Origin of the sequence: Pseudonocardia sp. ICBG162 (assembly GCF_020496225.1) — a bacterium.
GTDB classification, from domain to species: domain Bacteria; phylum Actinomycetota; class Actinomycetes; order Mycobacteriales; family Pseudonocardiaceae; genus Pseudonocardia; species Pseudonocardia alni.
The window spans coordinates 101,296-116,298 of the sequence record NZ_JAHLJD010000005.1 but is presented as its reverse complement, the minus strand read 5'-3'; the positions used below and the strand labels follow the sequence as shown (position 1 = coordinate 116,298).

The following is a 15,003-nucleotide window of genomic DNA, read 5'->3' as shown; positions in this document are numbered from 1 at the left end:
CCCGCTCAGCCGCGCAGCGCGGCGACCGCCGCCCGGGCCGCGGCGGCGACCGCGGCCTCCCCGCGCGCCTTATCGGCCGGGTCGGCCGGGACGGTGAAGACCGTCAGGACCAGCGGTGCGCCGTCCGGCGGGTACAGCACCCCGGAGTCGTTGCGTTCCCCGAGCGGCCCGGAGCCGGTCTTGTCGCCGACGGTCCAGCCGGCCGGGACCGCCGCGCGGAACTGCCGGTCGCCGGTGGTGTTCGCCCGCAGCCAGCCGGTCAGCCGGTCGCGCTGCGCGGGCGGCAGGGCGTCGCCGAGGACCAGGGTGCGCAGCGTGGACGCCAGCGCGGCCGGGGTCGAGGTGTCGCGCTCGCCGTCGCGGTCGTTCAGCGCGGTCTCGGCCCGGTCGGACCGGGTGACGGTGTCCCCGGTCGTGCGCAGCCACGCGGTCAGCTCGGCGGGGGAGCCGACCTCGCGCAGCAGCAGGTTGTGCGCGGTGTTGTCCGAGACGGTGACGGCGGCCTCGCACAGCCGGCCCACTGTCATCCCCGTCGCCAGGTTCCGGGTGGTGACGGGTGCGTACTCCAGCAGGTCGGCGCGCCCGTAGCGGACCGGGCGGTCGAGCAGGCCGGGCTCGGACAGCGAGCGGTGCAGCACGAAACCGGCCATCAGCGCCTTGGCCACCGAGCACATCAGGAAGCGGTCGCCGTCGCGGTGCCCGGCCGCCGCGCCGGTGCCGGTGTCGAGCACGTGCACCCCGATCGTGCGGGCGTACTCGCGTTCGACGTCGGCCAGCGCGGGGATCGGCGCGGTCCCGGCGCCCGGGCCCGCCGGGGCGGGCGCCGCGGGTGCGGCCGGTGCGCAGCCGGTCAGCGCGGCGCCGCCCAGTGCGGCACCGGCCAGGAGCAGGGAGCGACGGGTGATCGTCATGGGCGCACCGTGTCGCATCCGGGTCGATAGCGCGAATACGATCGTGCTTCGCGTGTGATAGCCGTTCGATATGGGGCGAGGCCGGTGGACCTGCTGCGGCACCTGACGTTCTTCGTCGCCGTCGCCGAGGAGCGGCACTTCGGGCGGGCCGCCGCCCGGCTCGGCATGACGCAGCCGCCGCTGTCCCAGGGTCTGCGACGGCTGGAGGCCCGGCTCGGCACCCCGCTGTTCGACCGCGGGCCCGGCGGCGTCTCCCCGACGGCGGCCGGTCACGACCTGCTGCCCCGCGCCCGTGCCCTGATCGAGGACGCCGAGGCGCTCGGCCGCGCCGCCGCCCGGCACGCGGAGGCGGCCCGGGTGCTGCGGCTCGGCGTCGTCGCCGACCTCGGCCCGGCCGCCACCGCCCGGCTGGCGGTCCGCGCCGCCGCCGCGACCGGCCTGCGGGTCGCGCCCACCGTGGCGACCACCGTCGCGCTGGTCGACGCGGTGTCGGACGGGACGGTGGACGTCGCCGTCGTCGCGCACCCGACGGTGCTGGAGTCGGCGCGGGCCGGACCGGTCGTCGCGCTGCCGACCGAGGTCCTGCTGCCCGCCGGCCACCCCGCCGCGGCCGGGCCGGGGCCGGTGGTGCTGCGCACCCTGCGCGGGACGGCGCCGGCCACGGCGCCGCGGACGCACGCCCCGGCCGCCCACGACCTGCTGCTCGACACCCTCGACGCCCGCGGGTGCCCGGCCGGCCCGGCCGACGCGGCGTCCCCGGCGGAGGCGCTGGCGCTGGTCGCGACCGGTGCCGCGTTCCTCCTCACCGCCGATCCCGGCCTCACCGGCGACGGCGTGGTCCGCAGGCCGGTGGCGGGGGAGCCGGTGCCCTACCGGGTCCGGGTGGTGCACCGCGACGGCGTCCCGGACGGCCTGGTCGGAGCGCTCGCCGACGCGCTGCGGGAGGGTGTGTGACCCCGGCCGCCGAGGTCCGCGCGGTGTTCCGCGACGCCGGGGTGCGCGGCTGGCTGCACGCCCGCCCGGTCACCGGCGACGGGATCCGCCCGACGGCGCGCGAGGTCGGTGTCGGCGCGCACGTGCCGGTCGTGATGGCCTCGGTCTACAAGGTGTTCGTGCTGGTCGCGTACTGCCGGGCGGTCGACGTCGGCACGATCGACCCGCGCGAGCCCGTCGTCGTCCCGGTGCGGCGCACGCCCGGGATCACCGGGATCTCCGCGCTGGCCGACCCGGTGACGATGAGCTGGCGGGACCTGGTCACCTCGATGGTGACGGCCTCGGACAACGCCGCGGCCGACGTCGTCCACACCCGGGTGGGGCGCGACCGGGTGGCCGCGCTGCCCGCCGAGCTGGGGCTCACCGGCACCCGGATCCGTGGCGGCACCGACGACGTGTTCGCCGACCTGCTCGCCGACACCGGTACCGACGACGTCGCCGCGGCCTTCGGGGTGCTCGCCGACAACGACGTGCCGGTGCGGACCCGCGCACTCAGCCCGGTCTACGGCTCCTCCACCACGGCGGCGGACACCACCGCGCTGCTCGGGCTGCTGTGGCGCGGCGAGCTCGCCTCGGACGGGTCCACCGCGTTCGCCCGCCGGGTGCTCGGCGCCCAGATCTGGCCGCACCGGCTGCGCGCCGGGTTCCCCGCGGCCGCGCGGGTGGCGGGCAAGACCGGCACGGTCGGCGCGGTCCGCAACGAGGTCGGCGTGGTGACCTACCCGGGGGAGCACCCGGTCGCCGTCGCCGTCTACACCCACGCCGCGCGCAGCGACGCCGCCGTCCCGCGGGCGGACGCGGCGATCGGGGCCGCCGCGCGGGTCGCGGTGCACGCGCTGCGTGCACCGGCCCTCTGACCCCGGTCAGCCGGCCGGCAGCCACTCCCGCGCCGCCGCGACCAGCGCCGCGACGCCGACCGACAGCGTCGGCTCGACCACCGGCGCGTAGCGGGGGGAGTGGTTCGACGGCAGCGCCGCGGTCCGCTCCCGGATCTCCGCGACGGTGCCCGCGCCCTCGAACGCGGCCGGGTCGGCCCCGCCGAGCAGCCAGTACACGCACGGCACCCCGGCGGCGACGGCGAACCGGCCCACGTCCTCGCTGCCGGTGACCGGCCCCGGGTCGACGACCGGGAGCGGGGTGACCGCGGCCAGTGCGGCCCGGGTGCGCTCGGCGGCGTCGGCGTCGTTGACGACCGGCGGGAAGGACTCCAGCAGCCGGACCTCGGGGTCGGTCGGCGCCCCGGAGGCCGCGGCCTCGCCGCGCACGGTGCGCTCGATCCCGGCGAGCACCCGGTCCCGGACGCCCGGGGTGTAGGACCGCACGGTCAGGCCCAGCTCGGCGGAGTCGGGGATGACGTTCTCCTTCGTGCCCGCCCGCAGCATGCCGACGCTGAGCACGGCGGTCTCGGTCGCGGCCACCTCCCGCGGCACGACGGTGTGCAGGCGCAGCACCGTCGCGGCGGCGAGCAGCACCGGGTCGACCGTCGTCTCCGGGCGCGAGCCGTGCCCGCCGGAGCCGTGCAGGGTCACCCGCACGGTGTCGCTGCCCGCGAACGCCGGTCCGGCGGCGAGGGCCAGCAGCCCCGCGGGCAGCGGCGCGACGTGCTGGCCCAGCACGACGTCCGGGGTGCCGAAGCGGGCGAACAGGCCGTCGTCGAGCATCGCGTCGGCGCCGGCGCCGAACTCCTCGGCGGGCTGGAACACCACCAGCAGCGTGCCCCGCCAGGTGTCGCGGGCGGCGGCCAGCTCGGCGGCCGCGCCCACCAGGCAGGTGACGTGCATGTCGTGCCCGCAGGCGTGGGCGACGGCGGTCTCCTCCCCGTCGCGGCCGGTGGCGCGGACGGTGCTGGCGTAGTCCAGGCCGGTGTCCTCGGCGACCGGCAGCGCGTCCATGTCGGCCCGCAGCAGCGCGGTCGGGCCGTCGCCGTTGCGGAGGACCCCGACCACACCGGTGCGTCCGACCCCCTCGGTGACGTCGTAGCCGGCGTCGCGCAGCCGGGCCGCGGCGATGCCCGCGGTGCGGGTCTCGGCGAAGGACAGCTCGGGGTGACGGTGCAGGTCGCGGTACAGGTCGGCGAGTTCGGCGCTGCTCACACGAGTGAACCTAGGCGGCAGGTGCCGGGGCCGGCTGGGCCGGACGAGGTCCCTCCGATGCCGTCACACGGACCGGTGAATCCGCCATCCCGGGGACAACCACAGGACCGGTCGAGTTAACCGTTTGTTCAAGGGGGTCCTATCATTCGATCATGGCGCAACCTTTCGGGACGAGTCGGTGACCCTCGAGGAGGTCCGGCCCACCGCACGGGCCGCGGCCGACCGCTGGCGCGGTCTGGCCGTGTTCGTCGTGCGGTCCGCGGCGGCGCCCCTGCTCGACGAGGCCGTCGCCGGTGTCGCCCGCGGGCTGGAGATCCTCGACGTCGTCGTCCTGGACGACGCGCAGGTCGCCCGGGTCCGCGGCACGCTGCCCGCCCCGGCGTCGCGCCCGGTCCCGTCCGGTGCGCCGTACGCCCTGATCGTCGCCTGCGACGTCGTCGCCCCGGTCGGGACGTCGGGCGTGCGGGCGGTCGCCGACCGGGTCCTCGCCGTCCTGGACTACACCGACAAGCGGGTCCTGCGCCGCGTCCCGCCGCGGGACCACTACCTGCCGGTGCAGGCGTCGTCGTCGCCGGAGCACGCTCTCGCCCTGCTCGACGCGCTCGGCGACCCGGGGATCCTGCACCGCATCGCCGGACCGGTCGAGGACCTCGGCCGCCGGTGCGCGATGCCCTTCCCGGTCGTGCGGATGCTCGGCGGCACCTCGCCCGGGTTCCGCGCCCGCGTCGCGCTGGTCCACCACCCGGTGCACGGGCCGTCGGTGTGCAAGGTGTTCCGGCCCGGGGCGCACGAGGCCTACGACCGCGAGCTGCGGGCCCGCCTCGACCTCGGCGACCTGCCCGAGGTCCCGGAGCTGCTCGAGCACGGCCCGAACTGGCTGCTCACCCCGTTCTACGGCGACACCGGACGGCACGTCGTGCGCCGGCTGCCCGGCGAGCTCGCCCAGCTGCGCCCGGAGGTCGTGCGGACGCTGCTGCGGTTCTGCCGTGACCTGCACGAGCGTGGCCGCTTCGTGCTCGACCTGTCCCCGCACAACCTGGTCTGGGACGAGCGGGCCGGGCTCAAGGTCCTCGACCTGGAGTTCGTCCTCGACTACCCGGGCGAGCCGCCGGCGTGGTCGGACTGCTGGAGCCTGCGCGGCGTGCCGCAGGCCTACCGCGCCTCGGTCGAGGGGCTGCCCGACCTGGTGCTGACCCGTGGCGTCGGGAACTCGGTGTTCCACCCGGCGATCTCCGGGATGCGCCGCGCCCGGCTGCTCGCCGAGCCCCGCCGGGGCGAGGCCGCGCACAGCGGGGCCACCCAGCTCGCCTGGTTCAGCGCCCTCGGTACCGTCGGGCGGTTGCATCCCGCACTCCGCGGGAAGCGGCACTGACGGCGCGACCCCCGACGCGCCGACCCGCCCCGACGACCGGAGGACCCGCGTGACCGGACCCGGTGGCGACCTGCCCGACGATGCGACCCGGCCGTTGCGGCCCGTGCCCCCGGAGCCCGCACCGGCCCCCGGCCCGCCGGGTGGGACGGGTCCGTCGGCACCGTCCGGGTCGTCGCTGACCGCGCGGACCGCGCGCGGGTTCGCGTGGGCGTTCACCGGCACCGTCGGACAGGCGGTGCTGCAGATCGGCGCCACCGTCGCGCTGGCCCGCCTGCTCACCCCGGAGGAGTTCGGTGCGGCCGCGGCCGCGTTGCTGATCGTCGGGCTGACCCAGCTGGTCACCCAGCTCGGCGTCGCCGCCTCCCTGGTGCACCGCAAGGACCTCGACGACCGCGACGTGACGGCGGCGTTCTGGTTCTCGGTGCTGGTCGCGGCGGTGTTCGCCGCGGTGCTGGCCGTCGGCTCGCCGGTGATCAGCCCGCTCGTCGGGCTTCCGGCCGACTCCGCGCTGCTGCCGCTGCTGTCGATCGCGCTGCTGTTCGCCGGGGCCTCGGCGACCCCGCTCGGCCTGCTCCAGCGTGACCTGCGGTTCCGCTCGATGGCGACGGTCGACCTGCTCGCGGCGGGTCCGGCGCTGATCGGGGTCAGCGTCGTCCTGGCCGCGGCCGGGTTCGGCGCCTCCGCGCTCGCGTTCGGCGAGATCGCCGCCGCCGTCGCCAAGTGCGCGGGCTACCTCGCGCTGACCCGGCCGCGGTTCCGCCCCGAGGGGCCCACCGCGAGCTGGGGCCGGCTGCGGCCGCTGCTCGGCTACGGCGCCGGGTTCTCCATCGCCCAGCTCGGCAACTGGTTCGCGCTCAACGCCGACAAGCTCGTCGTCGCCAACGCGCTGGGCACCGGCCCGCTCGGTGTCTACGGCCGCGCCTACAACCTGCTCTCCGAACCCGCGAACATCATCGGCGGTGCCGCCGACAAGGCACTGTTCCCGGCGATGGCCCGGGTCCGCGACGACGGCCCCCGCCTGCGCGCCGCCTACGTGCGCAGCGCGAGCCTGGTCGCCCTGGTCACCGCCCCGGCCGCGGTGCTGCTCTGCGTGCTCGCCCCCGAGGTCGTCCGGGTGCTGCTCGGCGCCCAGTGGGACGAGGTCGTGCCGCTGGTGCAGCTGTTCGCGCTGGTCCTGCTGCCGCGCACCTCGTACAAGATCAGCACCTCGCTGACCCGGGCCACCGGTGCCGTCTACCGGGCGGCCTGGCGGCAGTGGCTCTACGCCGGCTACGTCGTCGTGCTCACCGTGACCGGCGGGCTGCTGTGGGGCCTGGTCGGCGTCGCGGCCGGGGCGTCGCTGGCGATCGTCGTCCACTTCCTGGTGATGCTGCAGTTCTCCGCACGCGTCTCGCCCGGTCTGATGGGCGCGGTGCTGCGGATGTACGTCAAGCACGTCCCGGCGCTGGTGCTGACCGTGGCCGCGACCTGGGGCGTGGCGGTGCTGGTGCGCCCGCTCGGGATCGACCTGGTGACCCTGGTCGCCGCGGCCCTGGCCGGCGGGGTCGCGTCGATCGGCACGCTGGTCGTGCTGCGCGGCCGCTTCGCCGCCGAGCTGTCGGTGGTGCGGAGCCTGCGCGGGGGCGGCGCGCCGCGCGGGCCGAGGCCGGACCGCCCGGCCCCGGCGGACCCCGCCGACCCGGCCGTCTCCGCGGCCGACGCCGGTCCGGCCGCGCCGACCGGCCCCGCCGCACCGGAGGCACCGACCGGGCCGCCCGTGGTCACCGGTGGCACTGGCAGGCACGACGGCGCCGCCCGCGGCCCGGTGGCCCCGTCGGCGCCGGTCCGGCGGCGACGGGGGGCCACCGTCGCCTCCCCGACGACGCCACCGTGCAGCTGCCCGCCGTCGGTCGCGGGGACGCGCCCCGCGCCGTGGGGCACCCGGCCGACCGTCGCTGAGCCGACGGCCTGCGCCGGAGCGGGCGGTGTCCGGGACCGCCGCACGCGTGCGCGGCCGCCGCACCGGCCGCACCGGCGGAGTGAGGCCGGGCACCCGTCGTCGCGCCGGGTTGTGCCCCGCCCCCCGCCGACGGAAGTCTCGATGGTTCGACCGCGTCCCGGAGATCCCGGGACGCGCAGAGGGAACGAGGTGCTCATGGAGCGCGTAGGCGTCGTCGGCTGCGGTCAGATGGGATCCGGGATCGCGGAGGTTGCGGCACGGGCCGGGTACGGGGTGCGGGTCGTCGAGACCTCCGCCGCCGCGGTGGAGGCGGGCCGGGCCCGCCTGGAGTCGTCGCTGGCCCGGGCGGAGAAGCGCGGCCGGATCGACTCCGCCGAGGAGGTCCTGACCCGCCTCGAGGTCGTCGAGGGGCTGGACGCGCTGGCCGACCGGGAGCTCGTCGTCGAGGCGATCGCCGAGGACGAGGCGCTCAAGACCGGCGTCTTCCGGGAGCTGGACCGGCTCGTCACCGACACCGGTGCGGTGCTGGCGTCGAACACGTCGTCCATCCCGATCATGAAGCTGGCGGTGGCGACGAAGCGGCCCGAGCAGGTCGTCGGCATCCACTTCTTCAACCCGGTGCCGGTGCTGTCGCTGGTCGAGCTCGTCCCGAGCCTGATGACCTCCGAGGACACCCTGGCCCGGGCGCGGAGCTTCGTCTCCGACGGCCTGGGCAAGAAGGCGATCGACTGCCAGGACCGCGCCGGCTTCGTCGTCAACGCGCTGCTGGTGCCGTTCCTGCTGTCGGCGATCCGGATGATGGAGTCCGGCTTCGCCACCGCCGAGGACATCGACGAGGGCCTGGTCCGCGGCTGTGCGCACCCGCAGGGCCCGCTCGCGCTGTCCGACCTGATCGGCCTGGACACCGTGCAGGCCGTCGCGGAGTCGATGTACTCGGAGTTCAAGGAGCCGCTGTACGCGCCGCCGCCGCTGCTGGCCCGGATGGTCGACGCCGGCCTGCTCGGCAAGAAGACCGGGCGGGGCTTCCACACCTACGCCTGACCGGGCGTCCCGGGGGGCGCGATTGTGCTCCCCGGGACAACGTCAGTGCTCCTGGTGCCAAGACCGGCGCGCGGCAGGCGACGAGTCTCGTGGGCGACGCCATCCCACCACGAGGCGAGGAGCACCCCCATGACCGCGACGCACGAGGCCCCGGCCACGCCGCTGACCGAGAAGGTGGTCAAGGCCGCCTGTCCGCAGGACTGTCCGGACACCTGCGCGATGCTGGTGACCGTCGACGGCTCGGGAACGGCGACCTCGGTCGTCGGCGACCCGGACCACCCGTACACCAACGGCGGCCTCTGCGTGAAGGTCAACAACTATCTCGACCGCGTGTACGACCCGGGCCGCGTGCTGTTCCCGATGCGCCGGACCGGGCCCAAGGGCAGCGGCCGCTTCGAGCGGATCACCTGGGACGACGCCGTCACCGAGATCGCCACCCGCTTCAAGGCCATCGCCGACGAGCACGGCCCCGAGGCGATCATGCCGGTCAGCTACCTGGGCACCCAGGGCATCCTGAACGGCCTCAACGTCGGCGACCCCTTCTTCGCGAAGCTGGGCGCCACCGTCGCCGAGCGCACCTACTGCGACTCCGGCTCCTGCACCGCCTACGCCATGACCATCGGCGACACCGCCGGGGTGGACCCGGAGAGCCTCGTGCACTCCAAGTTCATCCTGGTGTGGGCCTGCAACATCATGAGCACCAACCTGCACCTCTGGCCCTACATCGCGAAGGCGAAGAAGAACGGCGCGAAGGTCGTGGTCGTCGACCCGATCCGCACCCGCACCGCGGCCGCCGCGGACCAGCACATCGCGATCCGCCCCGGCACCGACGGCGCGCTCGCGCTGGCCATGGCGCACGTGATCATCGCCGAGGGCCTCACCGACGACGACTACATCGCGAACCACACCGTCGGCTACGACGAGTTCGCCGAGCGCGTCTCCCGCTACACCCCCGAGTGGGCCGAGACCGAGACCGGCGTGCCCGCCGAGACCATCCGGGTGCTCGCCCGCGAGTACGCCGGTGCGCAGCCGTCGGTCATCCGGATCGGCGTCGCCGTCGAGCGGCACGCCGGCGGTGGCCAGACCGTGCGCGCCCTGTCCTGCCTGCCCGGCCTCGTCGGCGCCTGGCGCAAGCCCGGCGGCGGCATCCTGCAGCTGCCGCTGTGGGCGTTCCCCGTCAACTGGGGCGCCTTCATGCACCCGGAGATGCTCACCCCCGGCACCCGGGTCATCAACCAGTACCGGCTCGGTGCCGCGCTCGCCGGTGACCTGCCCGCCGGCCCGCCGATCAAGGGCCTGATGGTCTACAACTCCAACCCGGTCGTCACGACGCCCGACCAGGACCGGCTGATCAAGGGCCTGGAGAGCGAGGACCTGTTCACCGTCGTGTCGGAGCAGTTCATGACCGACACCGCGGAGTACGCCGACATCGTCCTGCCGGCCACGACGCAGCTCGAGCAGGACGACATCATGTTCTCCTGGGGCCACCTGTTCGTGACCTACAACCACCAGTCCATCGAGCCGCTGGGCGAGGCCGTCCCGAACACCGAGATGTTCCGCAGGCTCGCCGCCGCGATGGGCTTCGACGACCCGGTCTTCCAGCGCACCGACGAGGAGATGATCGCCGAGGCGTTCGACTGGTCCCACCCGCACATGGAGGGGATCACCGTCGAGTCGCTGAAGGAGCAGGGCTGGCAGCGGCTCAACGTGGCCCCGCCTGAGGCCTACGCCCCGCACGCCGAGGGGAACTTCCCGACGCCGTCGGGCAAGGCCGAGTTCGTCTCCGCCGCCGCGGCGGGTGGCAACTTCGTCGTCCCGCTGTTCCGGCAGGGTTCCAACGACCACCAGCCCGGCCAGCCGGTCGACCCGCTGCCGCACTACATCCCGCCGCGCGAGTCCGCCGCGTCCGACCCGGAGCTCGCCGCCCGCTACCCGCTCAACCTGCTCACGCCCAAGTCGCACGCGTTCCTGAACTCGAGCTTCGGCAGCCACGAGTTCCACCGCCGCGTCGCGAACGAGCACACCCTGATCATCCACCCCGACGACGCCGCCGCCCGCGGCATCGCCGAGGGGTCGCCGGTGCGCGTGTTCAACGACCGGGGCGAGTTCACCGTCGTCGCGTCGCTGCAGGACACCGTGTCCCGCGGGGTCGTGGTGAGCCCGATGGGCGGCTGGCGCAAGAACTCCAAGGCCGGCGCCACCCTGGCTGCGGTCAACCCGACCGTGTTCGGCGACCTGGGCAACGCGCCCACGTTCTCCGACACGCTCGTCGAGGTCGAGACCGCCTGAGTCGCACGGCCCGGCCGGATCGCCCTTCTCGGCCCGGCCGGGCCGTGCCCCACCCTGACCGTCCACATCGGAGGAAATACTCGTGGCCTACGTCGTCACCGAGGCCTGCATCGACATCCAGGACCGCTCCTGCATGGAGGAGTGTCCGGTCGACTGCATCTACCCCGGCGAGCGGATGATGTACATCCACCCCGACGAGTGCGTCGACTGCGGCAAGTGCATGCCCGCCTGCCCCAGCGAGGCCATCCACTGGGAGCACAAGATGCCCGCGGACCTGCTCCCGTTCGTCGACGCCAACGCGGCGTTCGTGCGCGAGCAGGGGTTCTCCGGTGGTGGCGAGGACGCCGACCCGGCAGACAGCGACCACCCACTGGTCACGCAGCGGAAGCCGCGATGACCGCGGAGCTCACGGCCGACCTGGTCGTCGTCGGCGCCGGGCCCACCGGCCTCTACGCCACCTACTACGCCGGCTTCCGCGGCCTGTCCGTGGTCGTCGTCGACGCCCTGGACCAGCTGGGCGGGCAGATGTCGGTGCTCTACCCGGAGAAGCCGGTCTTCGACGTCGCGGGCTTCCCCCGGGTCCGCGCGCAGGACCTCGTCGACTCGCTCGTCGAGCAGGCCGCGCTGGCCGAGCCGACCTACCTGCTCGGTCACGACGCCACCGTCCTGGAGCAGTTCGACGACGGGGTCGCCGTCACCACCGACCGCGGCGTACGGATCCGGGCCGGGGCGCTGCTGGTCACCGGCGGGATGGGCCGGTTCACCCCGCGCCCGCTCCCGGCCGGTGGCGACTACGCGGGCCGCGGGCTGCGCTACGCGGTCCCGCGCCCGGCCGAGCTGACCGGCAAGGACGTGCTGATCGTCGGCGGCGGGGACTCGGCCGTGGACTGGGCGCTGTGCCTGGAGCCGCTCGCGGCGTCGGTGACCCTGGTGCACCGCCGCGACGCGTTCCGCGCGCACGAGCGCAGCGTCACCGAGCTGCGCGGCTCGTCGGTACGGCTGCTGACCCCCTACGAGGTGCACGATGTCCGCGGCGACGGCCGCGTCTCCGAGGTCGACGTGTCCGGCCCGGACGGCGTCGAGACCCTGCGGGTCGACGAGATCGTCGCCGCGCTGGGGTTCAAGGCCGACCTCACGGCGCTGTCGAGCTGGGGGATCGGGATGAGCCGCCGGCACATCGCCGTCGACCGGTCGATGCGCACGACGCTGCCCCGGGTGTTCGCGGCCGGGGACATCACCGACTTCGAGGGCAAGGTCCGGCTGATCTCGGTCGGTTTCGGCGAGGCCGCGCTGGCGGTCAACAACCTCGTCCCGCTGGTGCGCCCCGACCTCCCGGTGGTGCCCGGACACTCGAGCGACGCGGCATGACCGGCGCGGTGCCCGACCGGTCCGGGGTGGGGTGGGTCCCCGGCAGCACCGGCGCGGCGATGATCGGGCACCCCCGGACGTGCGGGCGCACCACCACGGTGCACCAGGCCCGGGAGGTGTTCCGCGACGACCACGTGCACGCGCTGCTCGTCGTCGACCGGGGTGTGCTGCTGGCCGTGGTGGAGCGCGGCGACCTCGCCGGCCGTCCCGCCGCGGCGCCGATCCGCTGGCTCGGCACCCTGGCCGGGCGCACCGTCGCCCCCACCGCGCCGGCGACCGCGACGCGCGACCGGATGCGGGCCGACGGGCGCAGGCGGCTCGCCGTCGTCGACGGGCACGGCAGGCTGCTCGGCCTGCTCTGCCTCAAGCGGTCCGGGGCCGGCTTCTGCACGGACGAGGGGGTGCGGGCCCGGGCGGCCGAACGTGCCGCGCGACGACGTCCTCACATCGGAGCAACACGTTCGTGACGTGGACGTGCCATGCTCGGGTATGGCATTGGTCACGATCGACACCACCACCGTGGCCGAGACCGACCGGCTGGACTTCTGGCGCGCGACGGTGTGCGACCAGTTCGTCGCGCTGGACGTGACACCGTCCACCACCGGGTTGGTCTCCGGACGGGTCACCGCCTCGTCGGTGGCCGGTACGCATCTGCGGCGGATCTCCTCGGTTCCACACCGCTTCGACAGGACGACACGCCAGGTTCGTGCCGCAGACGAGGACTATCTGCAGATCGCGCTGGCCCGCCGTGGCCGCACACTCGTCGCGCAGGACGGGCGGGAGGCGGTGATCGGCCCCGGCGAGTTCGTGATCTACGACAGCAGCAGGCCGTTCACCTTCGTCACCACCGACAGCTTCGAGTACCAGGTCTGCCTGCATCCCAAGAGCGCGCTGCCGCTGTCCCGGGCGGAGATGGCTGAGTCCACCGCGGTCGCCCTCGACGGCCGTCGCGGCGTCGGCGCGATGCTGCCGCCGCTGCTGTCCTCGCTGGACCGGGCGATCGGCGACGACGTCCCCCTGGCCGCGCAGGAGGCCGTCGCGCGGACCATCGGGGACGTGTTCGTCGCGCTGGTCCGCAGCACCGTGCCCGCGTCCGCGCCGGAGAACCTGCACGTCGCGCGGGCCCGCGGGCACATCCGCGAGCACATCACCGACCGCGACCTCGACCCCGCGGGCGTCGCCGCCGCCTGCGCGATCTCGGTGAGCTACCTGCACAAGCTGTTCGCCGAGGAGGGCACCACGGTGGCCGGGGCCATCCGCGAGGAACGCCTGCAGGGCGCGTGGACCGACCTGCGCCGCCCCGAGCTCGCCCACGTCGGGGTCGGCGCGGTCGGCGCCCGCTGGGGGATGCCCGACCCGGCCGCGTTCAGCCGGGCCTTCCGGGCGCGCTTCGGGCGGTCCCCGAAGGCGCACCGGGAGTCCTGACCGGCCCGGTCAGGACCGTGCGGGCTCCGTCGTGCGCAGGCGGCGCTTGAGGATCTTGCCCTGCGGGTCGACCGGCAGCTCGGACACCAGGTGGACCGCCTTGGGCACCTTGTAGGCGGCGAGCCGGGCCCGGCAGTGCGCGACGAGCTCCTCGGCGGTGGGCTCGCAGCCCTGCCGGGCCACGACGAAGGCGGTGACGGCCTCGGACCAGTACGGGTCGGGCAGCCCCACCACGGCGGCACGCTCCACGCCCGCGTGCTCGTGCACCACCCGCTCGACCTCCTGCGACGACACGTTCATGCCGCCGGTCTTGATCATGTCCTTGAGCCGGTCGTGGAAGAACAGGTTCCCGTCGGCGTCGATCCGCACCATGTCGCCGGTGCGCACCCAGCCGTCGCGGAAGACGGCGGCGGTGCGCTCGGGGTCGTCCAGGTAGCCGAGCATCGCCGACGGCGAGCGGCAGATCAGCTCACCCACCTCGGCGTCGTGGTCCTCGGCGTCCACGACCCGGATCTCCAGGTGGGTGACCGGCTTCCCGATCCAGGTCGGGTCGCCGTCCGGGACGTCGTCGAGGGTCCGGAAGAAGCCGACCGTGCCGAGCTGGGACAGCTCGGACTGCCCCCAGTAGGTGCCCCACAGGACCTCGGGCGCGGCCGCCGACCACGCGTCGATCACGTGCGGCGGGATCTGCCCGCCGTAGGTCATGCAGCGCCGCACCTGGCCGACGGTGTCCGGGCCGAAGCCGTCCTGGGCGGACAGCGCGATGTAGAAGGTGGGGGTCTGCGCGATCACCGTGACCCGCTCGCGCCCGATCACCGCGAGCGCCGTCGCGGGGTCGGCGCTCGACGGGAGCACGAGGGTGGCGCCCATCAGGGTCAGACTGGTCATCGACCCGAGCCCGGCGATCGTGTGGAACGGCATCACGAACAGCCAGGTGTCGCGCGGCCCGGTGTCCAGGCCCCAGCCCCAGGCCGGGGCGGTGGACGCGAGGTAGTTGCGGTGCAGGATCAGTACGCCCTTCGGGGCGGCCTCGGTGCCGGAGGTGTAGACGATCAGGGCGACGTCGTTCTCGTCGAGGTCCACCTCCGGCTCGGTGGCGGGCTGCGCGGCGAGCAGCGCGTCCAGCTCCGCGCCGTAGCCGAGCCGGTCGACCCCGGCGGGCCGGGCCGCGTCGACGACGGGGGCGAACGCGTCGTCGGCGAGCACCAGCGCCGCACCGCTGTGCCCGAGCTGGTGGGCCACCTCGGCCTCCCGGTAGAGCGGGTTGACGCCGGTGAAGGCGGCGCCGATCTTCAGCGCGCCGTAGTAGGCGGCCACCACGTCGACCGCGTTGCGCGCCATCGACGCGATCCGGCCGCCGCGCCCGATCCCCCGGGCGGTGAACAGCTGCGCGAAGCGGTTCGCGCGCTCGTCGAGCTCGCGGTAGGTGGTCTCGGAGCGGACGCCCGCGGCGTCGTAGGCGACGAACGCGATCTTGTCCGGCCGGGTGCGCGCGTGCCGGCGGAGCTGGTCGCCGATGGTCGCGCGGCCCAGGAGCGTGCGGTGGTGCGGGGCGAGGTCGGCCACGGTCTC

12 protein-coding genes and 1 pseudogene are annotated in these 15,003 nt (G+C 75.0%); 10 read left to right on the top strand and 3 right to left on the bottom strand.

The features are described from left to right. Positions 1 to 5 precede the first annotated feature (5 nt). A complete protein-coding gene (gene bla / locus KPL60_RS00940) occupies positions 6 to 911 on the bottom strand; it encodes a class A beta-lactamase (protein ID WP_226364584.1) in 906 nt (301 codons plus the stop codon). 84 nt (positions 912 to 995) lie between these two features. Here bla and KPL60_RS00930 point away from each other — a divergent pair, with 84 nt between their 5' ends. After that, the gene (locus KPL60_RS00930; RefSeq protein ID WP_308016619.1) at positions 996 to 1,865 is read left to right on the top strand and encodes a LysR family transcriptional regulator; all 870 of its coding nucleotides are present in this window, start codon (positions 996 to 998) and stop codon (positions 1,863 to 1,865) included. Beyond that, complete coding sequence (locus KPL60_RS00925; RefSeq protein WP_226364583.1) at positions 1,862 to 2,761, top strand: serine hydrolase; 900 nt, start codon at positions 1,862 to 1,864, stop codon at positions 2,759 to 2,761. Before KPL60_RS00930 ends, KPL60_RS00925 begins: the two co-directional genes overlap by 4 nt. 6 nt (positions 2,762 to 2,767) lie before the next feature. Here KPL60_RS00925 and KPL60_RS00920 read toward each other — a convergent pair whose 3' ends face one another. Next, positions 2,768 to 3,997 carry an amidohydrolase gene (locus KPL60_RS00920; RefSeq protein ID WP_226364582.1) on the bottom strand — a complete coding sequence of 410 codons (1,230 nt, stop codon included), beginning with the start codon at positions 3,995 to 3,997 and terminating at the stop codon, positions 2,768 to 2,770. Positions 3,998 to 4,175: 178 nt separating this feature from the next. Here KPL60_RS00920 and KPL60_RS00915 point away from each other — a divergent pair, with 178 nt between their 5' ends. The 8 genes and pseudogenes from KPL60_RS00915 (at position 4,176) to KPL60_RS00880 (ending at position 13,431) form a co-directional block, all read left to right on the top strand. Further along, positions 4,176 to 5,369: a hypothetical protein gene (locus KPL60_RS00915; RefSeq protein WP_226364581.1), complete on the top strand. Its 1,194-nt coding sequence runs from the start codon at positions 4,176 to 4,178 to the stop codon at positions 5,367 to 5,369. A 49-nt stretch (positions 5,370 to 5,418) separates the two neighbouring features. Beyond that, positions 5,419 to 6,507: pseudogene (locus KPL60_RS00910) on the top strand (oligosaccharide flippase family protein); the annotation flags it as partial. Positions 6,508 to 7,503: 996 nt separating this feature from the next. Further along, positions 7,504 to 8,349 carry a 3-hydroxybutyryl-CoA dehydrogenase gene (locus tag KPL60_RS00905; RefSeq protein ID WP_226364758.1) on the top strand — a complete coding sequence of 282 codons (846 nt, stop codon included), beginning with the start codon at positions 7,504 to 7,506 and terminating at the stop codon, positions 8,347 to 8,349. 129 nt (positions 8,350 to 8,478) lie between these two features. Next, entirely contained in the window at positions 8,479 to 10,638 is a 2,160-nt protein-coding gene (locus KPL60_RS00900) for a molybdopterin-dependent oxidoreductase (RefSeq protein WP_226355015.1), read from the top strand. A gap of 82 nt (positions 10,639 to 10,720) precedes the next feature. Then, a complete protein-coding gene (fdxA, locus tag KPL60_RS00895; RefSeq protein ID WP_226355016.1) occupies positions 10,721 to 11,035 on the top strand; it encodes a ferredoxin in 315 nt (104 codons plus the stop codon). Then, on the top strand, positions 11,032 to 12,006 hold the full coding sequence (locus KPL60_RS00890) for an NAD(P)/FAD-dependent oxidoreductase (RefSeq protein WP_226364580.1): 975 nt from the start codon (positions 11,032 to 11,034) through the stop codon (positions 12,004 to 12,006). The genes fdxA and KPL60_RS00890 overlap by 4 nt, the downstream gene beginning before the upstream one ends. Continuing rightward, positions 12,003 to 12,473, top strand: coding sequence for a CBS domain-containing protein (locus KPL60_RS00885; protein ID WP_226355018.1), 471 nt, complete (start codon positions 12,003 to 12,005; stop codon positions 12,471 to 12,473). Before KPL60_RS00890 ends, KPL60_RS00885 begins: the two co-directional genes overlap by 4 nt. Before the next feature lie 22 nt (positions 12,474 to 12,495). Beyond that, on the top strand, positions 12,496 to 13,431 hold the full coding sequence (locus tag KPL60_RS00880) for a helix-turn-helix domain-containing protein (RefSeq protein ID WP_226364579.1): 936 nt from the start codon (positions 12,496 to 12,498) through the stop codon (positions 13,429 to 13,431). Positions 13,432 to 13,440: 9 nt separating this feature from the next. Here the strand turns inward: KPL60_RS00880 and KPL60_RS00875 are convergent, their stop codons facing one another. Continuing rightward, the gene (locus KPL60_RS00875; RefSeq protein ID WP_226364578.1) at positions 13,441 to 14,997 is read right to left on the bottom strand and encodes a class I adenylate-forming enzyme family protein; all 1,557 of its coding nucleotides are present in this window, start codon (positions 14,995 to 14,997) and stop codon (positions 13,441 to 13,443) included. Positions 14,998 to 15,003: the final 6 nt, after the last annotated feature.

Bases quoted from the DNA above. Each gene is read 5' to 3' on its own strand.
- bla (WP_226364584.1), bottom strand. From the start codon at position 911: ATGACGATCACCCGTCGCTCCCTGCTCCTGGCCGGTGCCGCACTGGGC.
- KPL60_RS00905 (WP_226364758.1), top strand. From the start codon at position 7,504: ATGGAGCGCGTAGGCGTCGTCGGCTGCGGTCAGATGGGATCCGGGATC.
- KPL60_RS00900 (WP_226355015.1), top strand. From the start codon at position 8,479: ATGACCGCGACGCACGAGGCCCCGGCCACGCCGCTGACCGAGAAGGTG.
- KPL60_RS00890 (WP_226364580.1), top strand. From the start codon at position 11,032: ATGACCGCGGAGCTCACGGCCGACCTGGTCGTCGTCGGCGCCGGGCCC.
- KPL60_RS00885 (WP_226355018.1), top strand. From the start codon at position 12,003: ATGACCGGCGCGGTGCCCGACCGGTCCGGGGTGGGGTGGGTCCCCGGC.
- KPL60_RS00880 (WP_226364579.1), top strand. From the start codon at position 12,496: ATGGCATTGGTCACGATCGACACCACCACCGTGGCCGAGACCGACCGG.